The organism is Paenibacillus paridis, from assembly GCF_006345825.1.
Classification (GTDB): domain Bacteria; phylum Bacillota; class Bacilli; order Paenibacillales; family Paenibacillaceae; genus Pristimantibacillus; species Pristimantibacillus paridis.
In genome coordinates, this window is record NZ_VCIX01000088.1 from 152,595 (window position 1) to 168,408 (window position 15,814).

Here is a 15,814-nt window from a genome sequence, read left to right on the forward strand (position 1 = left end):
CTAAGAATAGCAGGACGGAGCCAAACAAACAACCGCCCTATTTCCTCCTGCCGGAGAAATAGGGCGGCTCTTAGTGCGTTATGGCGTGATACGCAAATCCTTGTTTGATGAGCGCTGCGAGAACAGCTGCTGAATGACGTATTGCTTGCGGCGGTTAACGGTTACCTGCTTCGATTCCGAAATGTCGGAGCCAAAATAAATCGTGCCATCCGCAATGGTCTTGATTTTGCCGATGTTAATAAAGCAATTGGAGCTGATCTGGTAGAAGCTTCTCTCGTGAGTAAGCTGCTCAATTTGCTCGGCAGTCATTCTTTTCTTTATATTATAGTTTCTGCCATGGAAGCTTACGAGTCCTTGCATGCCAAGCTTGAAATAAAGAACATCCGACTCCAGCTCGAAATCCTCATATACGTTCCGTTCGCTCAGTACTACATTCACCATCTCAGTTTCCCCCTTTAGAAATGTGAACCACTGAATTGTTAGCGCTTACATTGTAACATGTCACAATAGGATTTGTGAAGTCTTTTATAAAAAAAAGACATTGTTTGCTGAGGCGGCTTGTGCTATGGTCACTGTAATGCCAAAACGACAGAGAGGTTGGGTGCAAATGAACCCTTTAAATGAACAACCAACATCCAGCAAGATCCTTTATATTGGGTCCTATGGAACGGCCGAGGAGCCGACAATTCATGTATGCACGTTTGATCCAAAAACAGGGGAGTTGGCTGTCATACAGCGTGTGGAGGGGCTTGAAAATGCCTCCTATCTGACGCTGCATCCGAGCGGTGAATATTTGTATGCAGCAAGTGAAACGGGAACTACGGGAGAGGCAGAGGGTGGGTCCGTTGCAGCCTTCATTATTGATAAAAAGACCGGCCTCCTGACCTCCACGAGCAATCGCTCGCTTACGCACGGGGCACATCCTTGCTACATCAGCACGGATTCGTCAGGTCAAGCGCTATTTGCTGCCAACTATACGGGCGGGAATGTGGCATTGCTGCCGATTACGGCGCAAGGGGAGCTCAAGGAAGCTTCATCCATAGAGCAGCATGCGGGCGAGCTAGGGCCCAACGCCGCAAGGCAGGATGCGCCTCATGCGCATTGCATCGTACCGCTTGGCGATTCGCCTTATGTCTGCGCTGTTGATTTGGGAATCGACGCGGTCGTGGTTTACCGTTTTGATGCCGACAAGCATACGCTTACTTCCCACAGCACAAGCAAGGTTCATCGCGGCGCAGGGCCGCGCCATCTGATTTTCCATCCCGCCTTGCAGACAGGTTATGTGATGAACGAGCTGGACTCTACGATTACGTTAATGAAGGTAGAAAAAGAGAATGGGACGCTAACGGCTGGGCAGGCGATTTCTGCGCTTCCGGCAGGTTTTGACGGCTACAACGATGCGGCCGATATCCATTTGGGTATTTCCGGTCGATATTTGTACAGCTCCAACCGTGGCCATAACAGCATAGCCGTTTTTGCAGTCGATCAGGAAAACGGTGAGCTTACGCTGATTCAGCATGTGGATTGCGGCGGAGGTTCACCTAGAAATTTTGCGCTTTCTCCGGATGGCGGCCACTTGCTCGTTGCTCACCAGAAGACGGGGAACGTAAACGTGTTTATGGTAGACCAGGAGAGCGGATTGCTAGCGAAAACGGCTGCTTCGCTCGAACTGACAAGTCCCGTCTGCATTAAATTTGCAACAGCTTAATCCCCCTGCATGTTCCGTCAACGGAAATGAGGTATTTTCGTTAAGAGAGGCAGGTCCTACTTATCATGTCAGCATCGCCTGTGACAAGCAGTGTAAATAAAGCGGCCATTAAATCCGCTACGGTCTACGCTATATTGATTTGTATCAGCTCCGTACATCTAATGAATGACATGATGCAATCCGTCGTGTCTGCTCTGTTTCCGGTATTGCAGCAGTCGTTAAAGCTAAGTTTGGCGCAGATCGGCTGGATTGCTTTTACGCTCAACATGACCTCTTCGGTTATGCAGCCTGTCGTCGGCTTGATTTCAGACAAAAGGCCTGCACCTTGGATGCTGCCGGTGGGGATGTTCTCCAGCATGATTGGGATGGCAGGCCTGGCCTTCGCCCCGAATTTTTATTTGGTGCTGGCAGCCGTCGTATTCGTTGGGCTTGGCTCCGCGGTGTTTCATCCGGAAGGCTCGCGGGTCGTGCATTTGGCGGCAGGCAACCGCCGGGCGTTCTCCCAGTCGATTTACCAAGTGGGCGGCAATTTCGGGCATATGCTCGGGCCGCTCATGACGATGCTCATCTTTTTGCCGTTCGGGCAGAAGGGAGCGATTTGGGGGACGCTGCTTGCCGCGACTGCAATCATTATTCTGTTGAAGGTCGTTCCTTGGTACAAGACACAGCTAGCCGTACACGACGGTAAAATGCAGCAAAGAAAGGCTGCCGGAAAAGTTAGGCCTGCGCTTGCACCAAAGGTAGTGGCTTTTGCGCTCGCCATCCTGTTTGCCATCGTATTCGCAAGGTCATGGTACGCAGCTGCAATCGGCAATTTCTATCAGTTCTATGTGGTCGAAACGTATGGCTTAACGATCAAGCACGCTCAGATTCCGTTGTTCTTATTCTTGGCGGCTGGCGTTGCGGGTACGTTCTGTGGAGGCATTCTGGCGGACCGGATCGGGCGCAAAAAAATGATGCTGATCTCGATTCTCGGAGCGGCGCCTTTCGCGCTGCTGCTTCCCCACCTGCCTCTTGCGCTCGTATATCCTCTCATTGTCGTGCTCGGATTCGTGCTGCAATCGGGCTTCTCGGTTAGTGTTGTCTACGCGCAGGAGCTGATGCCGGGCAAGGTAGGCACCGCGTCGGGGCTGATTACCGGACTCGCATTCGGCATGGGCGGGCTTGGCGCAGTGGTGCTCGGTTATTTGGCTGACGCGCGTTCGCTTGGTTTTGTCATGACAGCGTGCAGCGTATTGCCGTTGATCGGACTTTTGGCGGTGCTGCTGCCGAAGGACCGGAAAGAAATTGTCTAACAAAAATACAATTAAAGAACAGCCGCTTTAGGGGATACCCTAGAGTGGTTGTTCTTTTTTGCGTTTGCTTATTGTAATTTAATAGACGTAATTATATAATGTCTATAAAATAAACAAACGAAATTTAGGAGTGTTTGTATATATGGAGTTAGATGGGCGTTTTTGGTCGGCGTCGTTATCGGAGCTGAAGCAAGGTTATGTTTATGTAGAAGCAGATAGTTATTATACTTGCTTGCTGTGCGGAGAGCGGTTCGAGGATGGAGAAATTTTTTATCACGAAGCAAATGGTCGCTGGTATGAGGCGCGCAAATATGCAGCTTATCATATGAAGCAGAAGCATGGCTCCATGCTCGATTATTTGCTGGCGCTTGATAAGAAGCAAACTGGCCTGACCGATTTGCAAAAAGAGCTCATCCGCGGCTTTGCCGATGATTTATCCGACAAGGAGATGATGGAGCTCACAGGAGCAGGGAGCGCTTCAACGATTCGTAATCATCGTTTTGTGCTCAAGGAGAAAGCCAAGCAGGCAAAGCTGCTGCTTGCCATTATGGAGATGATGGAGGAGGGGGCGGCCAGCGCTCCGAGCTTCGTGCCTGTGCATCGCGCGGCGACGCAGGTGGATGCAAGGTACGCCATCACAGAAGAGGAATACGAAGAACTGCTGGAGCAATATTTTCCGCATGGGCTCGAAGGGCCGCTTGCTTCGTTCCCGCGCAAAGAGAAGCGTAAGCTTGTTGTGCTCCGCCATATTGCTTCTTTTTTCGAAGATGGAGTTCGCTATACCGAGCAGGAAGTTAATGAGAAGCTCAGCGCTTTCTGGGAAGAGGATTACGTGACGCTCCGACGTTACTTGATCGAATACGGTTATCTGGATCGCAAGGATGACGGCCGGGCTTATTGGGTGAAGGGAGCAGGCATTTCTGAGGTTGAAGCCCAGTTGCAGGTGCCTGCCGGGCAGGTTCTGCGTGTGGATGCGAAAGCTGTGCCAAAGGAGAAGCAAGGGGAACAAGGCGAGCAGCAGAAGCTTGGGAAAGCCGTTGGGCAAAAAGCAAAGAAAGCTGCAGGCAAGGAAGAAAAAAAGCGGGAGGACGGAAAGAAAATGGATAAAGCGACACGCAAGCAATTGACGGCGGAATACCAGGAGCGCGAGCGTTCAATGGGCGTTTTTCAGATTAAAAATAATCGAAATGGCAAGTTGTTTGTCGGTGGCTCCACCAATTTGGATGCGCTGTGGGGAAAAGAGCAGTTTATGCTGAATATGGGCTCGCATTCGAATAAAGAACTGCAGAAGGAATGGAAGCAATTTGGAGCGGAAGACTTCTCTTATCTCGTTCTTGAGACCGTTAAATTGGAACAAAAGATTCGTTATGATTATAAAGACGTTTTGGATCCAGAGGGCCGTCAGCCCGTTGATGCGGTACGTCAGTATAAACGGGAGGTCGAGGAATTGAAGGGCAAGTGGCTGGAAGAGCTTCAGCCTTATGGGGAACAAGGCTACAATAGCCCGTCAGAACAGAGCAAGGGTTAAGGTTTATTTTTGACAAGGGAGAGTGTAAAGAGGGATGTCTGCCAAAGGAGCAGCGGGAGCTGGCAACAGCTTGTTCCGCAACAAGTTTTTTCAAACGATTTTGCTGTCAAACGTATTGCTGCAGATCGGTATATGGGTTCGGAATTTTGCGATTTTAATGTACGTGACTGACAAAACAAATGAAGATCCTTTCGCGATTAGTTTGATGGGGTTTGTAGAATTTTTGCCGATTTTTGTGTTTTCATTTATTGGAGGGACGTTTGCGGACCGCTGGAAGCCGCGTCTCACCATGATTTGGTGTGATTTTTTATCCGCCGCATCCGTATTTGTCGTTCTAATTACGCTCATGTACGGCTCGTGGCATATGGTTTATTTTGCGACGTTTGTATCCGCGATTCTTTCGCAGTTTTCGCAGCCGTCCGCCATGAAGCTGTTCAAGCAGCATATTCCGGCGGAGCAGCTGCAGTCGGCGATGGCAATGTTCCAATCGCTTATTGCAATTTTTATGGTGCTTGGTCCATCGCTTGGTGTCATTTCGTACCAAAAGTTCGGCATTGAAATTTCAATCGGCGTTATGGGCGTTGCTTTCCTTCTGTCGGCGGTCGTCTTGTTCCGCATCCCGCGTGACCGTGAGGTTGAACGAACGGAAGCAATGGCTGAGCGTCGTTTCTGGCAGGATTTGAAGGACGGTTTCGCATACGTATGGCGCAGTCCGGTGCTTAAGGCGCTTGGCGGTACGTTTGCGCTTGCTGGAACGGCAGTTGGAATCGCGCAGACGCTCGGGCTGTTTATTGTACTCGAGCGGCTGGGGCAGCCGAAGGAATTTTTGCAATACATGCTTATGGTTAACGGTGTTGCGATGCTCGTCGGTGGGGGGACAGTCATGGTTATTGCCAAAAAAGTAGCTCCGCAAAAGCTGCTTGCGCTTGGACTCTTGCTCAGCTCGCTAACGATGATTGGCATTGGCTTTTCAACAAGTATTCCACTAACGTTGGTGCTGCAGTTTATCGGCGGGCTGGGATTCCCAATGATCCAGATCGGTATCAGCACGATGATTCTGCAGTGGACGGAGGAATCATTCATCGGACGGGTGAACGGCGTGCTTACTCCCATGTTTATGGGGATGATGGTCATTATGACGCTCGTTGCCGGACAGCTTAAGACAGTGTTTCCGCTCGTCGGCATATACTGCGTTGCTGGTTTGATCATGTTCTTGGGCATGTTAATGCTTGTTCCTTTGTTTAAGCATAAACCGTTAGCCGCTCAATCCAACGCAGCATCTTAAGCTGGGGATATTGACAAATTCTGCATATGTGAAGTAACATCAATGGTAGTTGAAATGACGTATAGCGAAGCACGCTTACACCCTCGACTGAGGGAGGGGCGTGCTTTTTTGTGTTTTCGGCAGTGCTTTTGGGAGAGAGCCTGGCGGAGGGGAAAGTCGATGATGTCGAAAAAAATCATTTTTTGCTCATGGGTGAGTAAAAAAAGAAGGGAAAAGAGAGATGAGGGAAGAAATGGTAGGAATTGCAATTGTATTGAAATGGAAATAAAGAGAAACGGAGCCTTGAGAGGCCAAACATTATAACCAGTAGGAGTGTTGAATGATGCAAAAATTAAGCCGATTTGTACTCGCAATTATTTTATTAATAACCGCTTTGATGAGCGTGCAGACTGTGGCTGCGGCTGCTTCTTTTACGGATACGAAAACACACTGGGCTAAGACGGAGATCGACTCAGCTGTAACGCAAGGCTGGATTAATGGCTACGATGCCAGTACGTTCAGACCTAACGCCAATATGACTCGCGCAGAGTTTCTGAAATCGCTTGTTGGCGCAATGAAGCTGAAAGCGGAAGACACCGATACGCCTTTCGTAGATGATAAAGGCTGGTTCCGCGGTTATATCGCCACAGGTTTGAAGCAGTCAATTATTAAGGTTGCCGATTATAAAGAAAATACGTTTGAGCCTAATCGGATGATTACACGCGAGGAGATCGCTCGGATGACGATTCGTGCACTCGGTAAAGATGCCGAAGGCGTGAAGTCGGGTTATTTGGCTGTTGCTAAGAAATTGGAAATTATGAAGGGCTATCCGGATGGAACGATGGGCGGGGATAAGAACGCTACCCGTGCTGAAGCTGTGGTGATGGTTTTAAATACGTTGAAGGTGAAGAATCCTCCGGTGGCGGTAGTGGATTATCCTAAGACGAAGGAAGAATTGAATACAATGATTCAATCACTTCCAAGCTTTAAGGGAACAACTACGTATGGGACGAATGGAATAGTTTTAATTAATTCAAAAGGGACTGATAGTTTTTTTGACAATACACTTGCTATTGAATATGTCACGGAATTGAAAAAAATTTCAATTATCGTATCTGAGTCGAATTCTGAAAATCATAAAGTTATTAAAGAATTGTTAATGTATTATTATCCGAAATCTTTTGAAAAGGCATTCGCTATTTACACTAAAATTGATGGTTTAGATTCTATTAATACTAACAGTGTATTTGAAACAAAATACGATAATCGAAGCTTTAAGGTTTATAAAGGGAGTGATAACAAAACAGTTATGGTAAGGATTGGAGAGTGATTTTCTTGCATAAATTGCTTAAAAAAATTTGTTTATCATTTCTGGTCTTTGTTGTACTGTTAATAACTATTCCAACTATTACTTTGGCGGCAGGCATTCAAGATTGTCCCATACCTTCTACATACGATGCGAATTCATTAACACTTATTCAACAAAATAATATACCAACTTCAATAACTACTGGAAAAGGAAAAAAAGAATTGAATGGGAATTTTCTATCTAACAGATGTGGGATGGGGAGCAATCTAGTAGTATACGGTTCCCCATTACAGATATCCATATCTGAAGGGAATTTATTTGATGAAGGACAATGGCGTTATCTTGGTTGGGATATTAATGGAAATTTATATCGCAACTGGTTATTTCGAAGTGATTCTAGAGCAACCCTACATGTTTATAAAAACTGGGTAAAAACGCCGTGGAATACGACAGTAGGTGAGAATAAAAAAATCACTCCCACACCAATGCTAACCAATCACCCTGATGCTAGAAAATGGTTAGAAGCGATTGTTGATCCTTACAAAGAATCTCCGACTTTTATACAAAGCTTTAATAAGAGAACAGGGAAGGGATGGAACGGAGATACACTTAAAGATTATGTAATAATTCAACAAGTACCTACCGATTTTAGTCCAGGAATTATTCAAATGTGGAACATTTGGCAACCTGATGGTTCTTGGTGGTACGAGATGTTTTACATTCCCCCGTTGAATAAGTTAGAGATAAAAAAACAACCCGACCTCATCATCACAGACATCAAAACCGATCCAGCCGCCGCGGCTGCAGCTTCATGGGTTGGGGATAGCGTTACTGTAAATATTACATCTAAAAATGAAGGGCAAGAAAGTACAGGCCCCTTCACCGTAGGGATTGTCGGGACAAACATAAAGTCGGAAGTCATTTCCAACATCCCGCCAGGGCAGATAAAAACCGTATCGGTTAAAGTATCATCGACCACAGCGGGTATCGTTAACTACACAGCCAAGACCGATTTTGGAGAGGCTGTCGCAGAATCAAATGAAAACAATAATACGAAGCCATTTCAAATCGTTTTTAGCAAGAAAAACGAACCTACCACCCCAATAGCAATCATCTCTCATCTTGAGGGAGATCATCGAACGAAACCCGAAATCACCATTAAGCCGGCTGCTGAGCCTCAGCTTGATGACAAACTCTCCTACTCTCCCGGCAATGAAGCCATTACCCTTCAAGAATGGAAATACAAGACTCCCGCAGGCACGACGATCCAAAAAAAGCCGACGGCCAAGGACTTTACGCATGAAGGCCAATATCTCATAGAGCTCCGTGTTACGAATAGTGCAAAGAAAGTTTCCGATTGGGCACAACTGACGATAAACGCAGCCACAAAAGCAACGCCCAACCCTAGCGCCAGTCCGACTCCAACACCGGAACCTACACCAACGCCAAGACCAGAGCTTATGGCTAATATCGCATTCGTTCCTCCAAGCATCATAGCTGGGGAAGCTTCATCTCTAATTAATCGGTCCAAAGGATTAAACGGATACAGTTGGAAGTTCTCGGATAATTTAAAAGCCGCGCTTCCAAACACAACGGATTACGAATTTAATGATGTGAAGTATTTTTCTGCAGGCAACTACATTGCTGAAATTACGGTAACGGATGAATTTGGCGGAGCCCAAAAAGCTACAGCCACACTCCAAGTGATTGATCCTAAGCCAGTGGCTATCGTATCGGGGATATCCCGAGTCATTCAAGGCAGACCATTAGAGCGGCCTTACAACCTGCTTAACTCCTATACGCCTTTAGAGGATCGCGGAGAAAAGATTGATTTTAGCAAATCGGAAACGAGATATAAAAAAATCGGCAGCACCGCCTATATTAATCATTGGTTTACGACTACTCCAAGCGAGTTAGGCGAATACACGATCGAAGGTAAGGTATACGACACCACAGGAAGGGTTAGTGAATGGGATGCCATGATCATGGAGGTTGTTCCGGATGCTCCGCCAACCGTAACGGTAGTTGCACCTGCAGAGTCTTATCGGGAAAATGGATTCATGCTCTTCATCGATGCCGAAAGCCCCGACGGCGACATCTTGAAACACCTGCATGTAGAAGAACGTTACGATCAAGATAATGATGGCAATTTTGAAGAAGAGGCTTGGACAACACTGTACAACGGTGCTTACAAAACAACGCATGCCCTTACGTATAACAAAGTCGGAAAGAGGCAGTATCGCGCCACAGTAACGGAGGACTATGGCATGAAAGGGCAGTCAGAAATAGCCTCGACAGACATATTAAATTACGCGCCCGCGGTAAACTTTAATGTGTTTGGCATCACACAGCAGCCGGGGCAGGGGGAGAATGACGGCCCGCCTGTCACCACCTATACGCCGGAATCGATCTTCCGTTCGTGGACACTGAAGAAACCGTTTGTAGGAGGAGCAGGCGACAAGCTCGGCTGGAAAGCAGATCCAAGCAGCATATCCACTAAAAATGCGGTTTTTGCGAGCTTTGCTGTCGGTTACCCTAATTTAGGCAATGGCGCGAACTCGCGGACAAAGTTTCAGTTAGCTTCGGATATCGTTGGCAAGCCCGTTTGGAAATTATCCGTTGGAACGCTGATTCCGCAAGTTTTTGCAGGCAACCGAGTCTATTCCTATTATGTAAATGATTCAAAAGCCGGTCAGCCCTATGTGTTTAGTGAATTGGATTCTTTAGATGGCACGGTTAAACGAACCTTTGAAGTTAACTCCAATAATCAAAAAATAGCGTTCAAAAATATAGGCCCCGACGAAACTTTTTATTTCTATGATCGGAGTGATTACGCAGCGGATATTCATCAAGTTAAAATCATTGCTACGGACCATAAAGGCAATCCAAAGGATCAATATAGTTTCAGGCGCAGCGCTGATTCCCAAGACGCATTAGGTGCTGGATTGAACTTCTTGGAAATCTCACCAGACGGTGAATTCATGTATATGGGATATAGGGAAGCTTACAATGTCATTGACACGTGGACGCAGTATGACGTGGAGCAGCGGTTCTATAAATACTCAATTAAAGGCAAATATTTGGTGTGGGAAGCGCCGGGAGAGCGGAAGTATGCGGGATATTATTCAGAGATCCAAATGACTTTAGCGACAGACGGAAGCACCTATTTTACTTATCATTATCAGGATCGAAATGCATACAGGTTATCTTCCTATGACGGGTATTTGACAAAAATCAACGGCGCAGGCCTGAAGAAGAGCTATAGAATTGGAGGATCGGCGGGACTCTCGCCAGCGGTTGTTTCAGATGACAATACAAGGGTTTACGTCCATTCCGTATCGGTGGATTATGATGGAAAGCGAGCGAATCCATCCTTATATACTTTTGTAACTAACAATGAAGCGCTTAATGGATATAGTACTTATCCACTAGCAAATGTAGATGCCTTTGGGTCGCATAGCTGGGTAGATGTAGCGATGTATCCGAACCCGCTTATATTCGAAAACACGAATGTATATGTGCACAACCGCATTGCAGCATACAACTACCTTTTTGATAAACACAGCAATTTAGTAACGAAATATAATTATAATCTCCCGCCAGCGAATACAAGTAAAATGTTTATTACCGCAGCGGGCGACATCGTATATCCTACGCTATTCCAAATCGGATTAACGTCTTGGTCGGATGGAAATGCTCCTAAAGATATTAGGGCATCGCTTTATAGCGTGAATCATGCGGCAAATCTAGCACAGACGCCTCAAACGGTGTTTAATGCAGGAGCTTGGACGAGCGGCGTTGCCCAATCAACGCCAATTTTGCCGGATGGCTCGATTTACGTATTTTTTGAGCAATTTGTAATGCCATTTACTTCCACAAGCGGATCGGCTGGCTCGCTCAAAGCCGTGGATGCCGATACGGTGGAGATCATTAACGACGATTGGGGTGGATTACTATACGACGCGGGCAGCAGCATGAAAAACTATGCGTTAGAGTTCAACGTTAGTGTCAATGACATTAATAATGACAAGATCATCGGCGCAGGCTTTCAAATTCAAAATGATAAAAATATGTATTCGATGGAATGGAGCAAAAGCGCATTGTCTTTGTATCGGGTAGTGAACGGGGCTAAGACGCTGCTGCAATCCGCGCCAATGAATCGCTTGGCCTTTAATACGTATCCGATAAAGGTAGAGTCGGTGAACGGCCTTCAACGGATTTACGTCAATTATGCTAAGGTATTTGAAGTCGCAGACGGAACTTATACCAAAGGGTACGCAGGCCTCATGTCTTTAGGACAGCCGAACGCGGTATTCTCGAATGTGAAGAAAACGAATTATGGTGACAGCTATACGCAAGAGACTAATGATGCGGTTCTCGTCAATGATCCGATTAGCTACGAGAAGCTATTTCATGATATCGAGAAGGATCCCATAGGAGCGGAGGAGTGGAGCTACAGCCATAATCCTAATTTTTTTGAAAATCCTGAAGGCTATAGCATTCATAACGGAAAAACATATAGCTCAACTATTAATGCGCTGGAAAAGCCAGGCGTGTACGAAATCACCTTTCGAGCACAGGATCATCCCGGATTAACCGGATACCGCAAATGGTCCGAGCCCGTGAAGAAGTTAATTTACGTGCACCGCAGACCAATCGCGCAGCCTCATGTCATTTTTACGAGTCTTGTCTATGCTGAAGGAGAAGCGCTGGATTATGAGACCAACGATAAGTCCTACGACCCGGATATTGCCCATCTATTATCGGACAAGCTTTTCCGGACAAGATGGGCTGATGAATCGGTTTGGACCGCAGGCAAGCGTCAATATTACAATCGGCCGGGCGTGGAGCTGATTGTGCAGGAGCAGGTAAGAGACATTCATGGCGCATGGTCCAATTGGGCCCAGACGATCGTGTATAAGGCAGCTCTTCCGCCAGTCAATCAGACCAAGCCCGTTATGACCATTACTGTACCGGCGGGGACTACCGCGGCCGCACCTACGACCTATGTGAAAGAGCCGACGGTGCGGTGGACCTATTATGATGCCCAAAACGATCCGCAGGAGCGCTACCGGCTGACTCTGACTTACGTCGATACCAACGAAACAATCTTGGCGATCGAGCATGAGGGGAATGCCCTGACCTATCCGATTTTGGAGGATACAATACAGCAAGGGCGAGTCGTGAAAGTGCAGGGGCAGGTGTACTCCAAGGGCATATGGTCCGATCTAAGCAATAGCAGATATTTTGTATTGAACCTGCCTCCGCAAACGTACTTGCTGTCCTTTAACGGGGCGGATGCTGATCATCCCATATATACGAACTCTAATCGGCCGCAGCTGCGCGCATTTACGGTTGATTCGGAAAATCAACCAATCATCGCTATTGATTATGAAGTATTCCGTGCTTCAAACGGTGCAAAAGTTGCGGATACAGAAACGTCTACAGCAGCAACGAGTTATACCCCCGCAGCGCTTGCGGAAGGGCTGCATTACTGGAAGGCCAGGGCCAACGACAGCTATATGTGGGGGCCATACTCAAGCAACGGATTCTTCTTTGTTGATACGGTGAAGCCGGCAGATGTTAATGAAGCGCTGGAGGTAGAACCAACTGCGGTCACCGTCAAATTTAACGCCTTTAGCGATGCAGCCCCTTCCTCTGGACACGCGACCCGCCAGTTTTATCTGCAAAAGGTGAACGCGAACGGCAGCATTTCGAATATTGACTTAAATGGGGATGGAACGACGGAATATAGCATTCCGCTGCCGCTCCTTCAACGAACTTACAAGGTAAGCGGATTAATTCCAGGGCAAGAGTACCGCGTAACCGTGCTTGATTACGATGTTGCCGGGAACGAAGGACATTATGAATACATCTACTTTTCAACGAACCGGCCGCCAACAGCCGATTTTGATTGGTCGCCAAAGCCGGTATACGAAGGGGATAGGACGACATTCAATTCTCAAGCGGCAGATCCCGATGGCGATACGCTGTCTGTGGTGTATGAGCTGATCAGCCCGCTCGGTACGAAAAATACCTATGCTTATACGCTTAACAGTCCAGCGTACCCAGCAAAAGGACCTTCCCTTCGGCTGGCAACTGCAGGCTTATGGAGCATGAAGATGACGGTGAGCGATGGGATAGCTGATCCGGTAACGGTCACCAAATCCGTTCAGGTATTGCCTCTTAAGCTAAGCGGATATGTTAAGCATACGGAGCTGTGGGACCAGCATCGGAAGGCGTATAATTTGAAAGCCTCAGGCCATGAAGATACGCCGCGCGGGTATGCTGTATTTTGGGCAGGAGAGAAGTTTGTCCTGGAGGCGGAAACGACACTAACGGGCACCGATACGAAGGCGGATCGTCTTGAAATACAGATGGGAGCTTTCAGGACGAGCTTGGCTGCAGCAAACGGTGCGCAAAACAAATGGACGGGTGAGCTGTGGGACCTTTCGTTTGCGAAGTTCGCCAAAGGCCCGGTCGAGTTTATTTTCACAGCCTATTACAACAACGGCACAATCGTAACGACTGAGGTCAGTGTAACTATAGAGGGCCAAACCCTTGAGGTTGTAGGTGTACACCGGGTTCAATAATTGTTATGCTCAAAAATAAAGAGGAAAGGGATGGAAGGTCTTGCGCATAAAGGCAGTCTTGTTTGATTTGGATGGTACGCTGCTTGATCGTGATACTTCTCTGGCCGAATTTGTCAGAGACCAATTTGACCGTTTGTTTGCAGGGACGTCTATAGAGAAAGAGAAGTTTGTGCGGCGCTTCATCGAGCTAGATGCCCATGGTTATGTGTGGAAGGATAAGGTCTATCAGCAGCTAATTGCGGAGTATGCCATAGAAGGCTGGACGTGGGAGCAACTGCTGGAGGATTATCTCCACCGATTTCAAAAGCATTGCGTGGGGTATTCTCACATGTTGGAGATGCTGCTTCAGCTCAAAAGCAAAGGACTTAAGCTGGCGCTTGTATCCAACGGCTTCGGCCAGTTTCAATATGATAATTTTAAAGCGTTAAATATTAGCCATTTGTTTGATGAGGTGCTGATTTCGGAATGGGAAGGCTTAAGGAAGCCTGATCCGGCTATCTTTATCCGTGCTTTATCAAAGCTGGATGTACAAGCTAATGAAGCGGTATTTGTAGGCGATCATCCGCAAAATGACGTACATGCAAGCCGCAGTGCTGGGATGAGGGCGGTATGGAAGCGTAATGGCGATTCTGGCGAGCTTGCGGATGCTGATGGCGTAATTGACGATTTAGCGGAACTCATTCCATTCTTATTCTCTACTTCAATCTAAACAGCAGTAAGTTAAAAAGGCAGCATGGAGACGGATAAACCGCTCTGCATGCTGCCTTATTTGAGCTTACTGTCCACTTTTGATTTTGGTGAAAAAGGTGCTGATCGCATAATAGGCTGCCCCGCGAACAGCAGATTGGTCCTGAAGCTCTGCAAATAGTATTTGCAAATGCTCCCTGTGATAAGGGAGCGTGCGCTGGTCGACGGCCGCTTGCACGGCAGGCTTAAGCCATTCCGCCGCGCGGCTCATCCGGTTGCCGATTATGACCACGTTAGGGTTAAACACGTTGACGATGTTAGCGATGCCTGCACCCAAATAATCGCCAATCGAACGAATGAGCGAGATGACTCGTTCGTCGCCATGTGTCGCCGCTTGCAGCAGCTCCTCCAGATTCTCAAAGCCGAGCTGTTCTGCGCGCTCCAGAAGAGCGTTCTCTGAGGCATAAAGCTCCCAGCATCCGCGGTTGCCGCAGCTGCAAGGTTTGCCGTCATATTCAATTGAGAGATGGCCTAGTTCGCCGGAGAAGCCGGAAGCCCCCTTGTACAGCTCTTTATTCAAAATAATGCCGGTACCGATTCCGATTCCCACACTAACATAGATCTGGTTGGGGATGCCGCGTCCGGCTCCGTATTTTTGCTCGCCTTGGGCGCCCGCATTCGCTTCGTTATCGATCGTGACCGGAATATGAAATACGGCTTCAAGCTGCTCTTGCAGCGTGACTTGCCGCCATTTCAAATTCGGTGCGAACAAAATAGTGCCTTTGTCGTCGACTATGCCGGGAACGCCGACTCCAATGCCTACCACGCCGTAGGGGCTTTCGGGCGCCTGCTGAATGAGCTGTTCGATGCATGCCATTAGCTGAGCGAGCGCTTGCTCGGCATGCTGCTGCTTCAAGCTGCTTTGATGCTCGGCAATAACATTTCCTTCGAGGTCAACGAGCAGCCCCCGAATATAGTTAACACCCAGATCGATACCCACCGCATAACCAGCGGTTCCGTTAAAGAGAAGCATGACAGGCTTACGGCCGCCGCTGGATTGTCCGGGGCCGTTCTCGATAACGAGATGGCTGTCGATCAGATCCTGGACAAGGCTCGAAACCGTTGCTTTATTAAGTCCCGTTTTCTCGGATATTTGTGCTCTTGAGAGCGGAGCGTGCTTAACGACCGCATCGAGTACGATAGCGGTATTGATTTTTTTGATGAGCGCTAAGTCTCCGGTTGGTTTTAATTTCAAGAAGTAAGCCTCCGTCCAAATCTCTATAGGTACTATTGTATCACGAAATTTTGAATATACAGCTAACTTGAACCGCATATGGAAGAGTGCGATGCAAGCAGAAAAAGGCTACAGCCAGTTTAACATAAAAACAAAGTTTGTTTAATGGTTAAATAAAGTATGGCGCAAAAAAAAG

The 15,814-nt window shown here is 47.5% G+C and carries 9 protein-coding genes; 7 read left to right on the forward strand and 2 right to left on the reverse strand.

Annotated features, from left to right (window positions below):
• Positions 1-78: 78 nt before the first annotated feature.
• Positions 79-441, reverse strand: a complete 363-nt coding sequence (locus tag FJQ58_RS17795) for a LytTR family transcriptional regulator DNA-binding domain-containing protein (protein ID WP_139995834.1) — start codon at positions 439-441, stop codon at positions 79-81.
• A gap of 166 nt (positions 442-607) precedes the next feature.
• Here FJQ58_RS17795 and FJQ58_RS17800 point away from each other — a divergent pair, with 166 nt between their 5' ends.
• From FJQ58_RS17800 to FJQ58_RS17830, 7 genes are all read left to right on the forward strand, one after another.
• Positions 608-1,708, forward strand: a complete 1,101-nt coding sequence (locus FJQ58_RS17800) for a lactonase family protein (RefSeq protein ID WP_162341552.1) — start codon at positions 608-610, stop codon at positions 1,706-1,708.
• Between the two features lie 65 nt (positions 1,709-1,773).
• A complete protein-coding gene (locus FJQ58_RS17805; RefSeq protein ID WP_139995838.1) occupies positions 1,774-3,003 on the forward strand; it encodes an MFS transporter in 1,230 nt (409 codons plus the stop codon).
• Between the two features lie 142 nt (positions 3,004-3,145).
• Complete coding sequence (locus FJQ58_RS33305) at positions 3,146-4,531, forward strand: DUF2087 domain-containing protein (RefSeq protein WP_139995840.1); 1,386 nt, start codon at positions 3,146-3,148, stop codon at positions 4,529-4,531.
• Positions 4,532-4,565: 34 nt separating this feature from the next.
• Complete coding sequence (locus FJQ58_RS17815) at positions 4,566-5,816, forward strand: MFS transporter (RefSeq protein ID WP_139995842.1); 1,251 nt, start codon at positions 4,566-4,568, stop codon at positions 5,814-5,816.
• Positions 5,817-6,135: 319 nt separating this feature from the next.
• The gene (locus tag FJQ58_RS17820) at positions 6,136-7,125 is read left to right on the forward strand and encodes an S-layer homology domain-containing protein (protein ID WP_139995844.1); all 990 of its coding nucleotides are present in this window, start codon (positions 6,136-6,138) and stop codon (positions 7,123-7,125) included.
• A gap of 233 nt (positions 7,126-7,358) precedes the next feature.
• A complete protein-coding gene (locus tag FJQ58_RS17825) occupies positions 7,359-13,697 on the forward strand; it encodes an Athe_2463 domain-containing protein (RefSeq protein WP_139995846.1) in 6,339 nt (2,112 codons plus the stop codon).
• 40 nt (positions 13,698-13,737) lie between these two features.
• The gene (locus FJQ58_RS17830; RefSeq protein ID WP_139995848.1) at positions 13,738-14,406 is read left to right on the forward strand and encodes an HAD family hydrolase; all 669 of its coding nucleotides are present in this window, start codon (positions 13,738-13,740) and stop codon (positions 14,404-14,406) included.
• Between the two features lie 66 nt (positions 14,407-14,472).
• Here the strand turns inward: FJQ58_RS17830 and FJQ58_RS17835 are convergent, their stop codons facing one another.
• Positions 14,473-15,639 (reverse strand): ROK family protein, encoded by a 1,167-nt coding sequence (locus FJQ58_RS17835; protein ID WP_238404132.1) that lies wholly within the window; start codon positions 15,637-15,639, stop codon positions 14,473-14,475.
• Positions 15,640-15,814 lie beyond the last annotated feature (175 nt).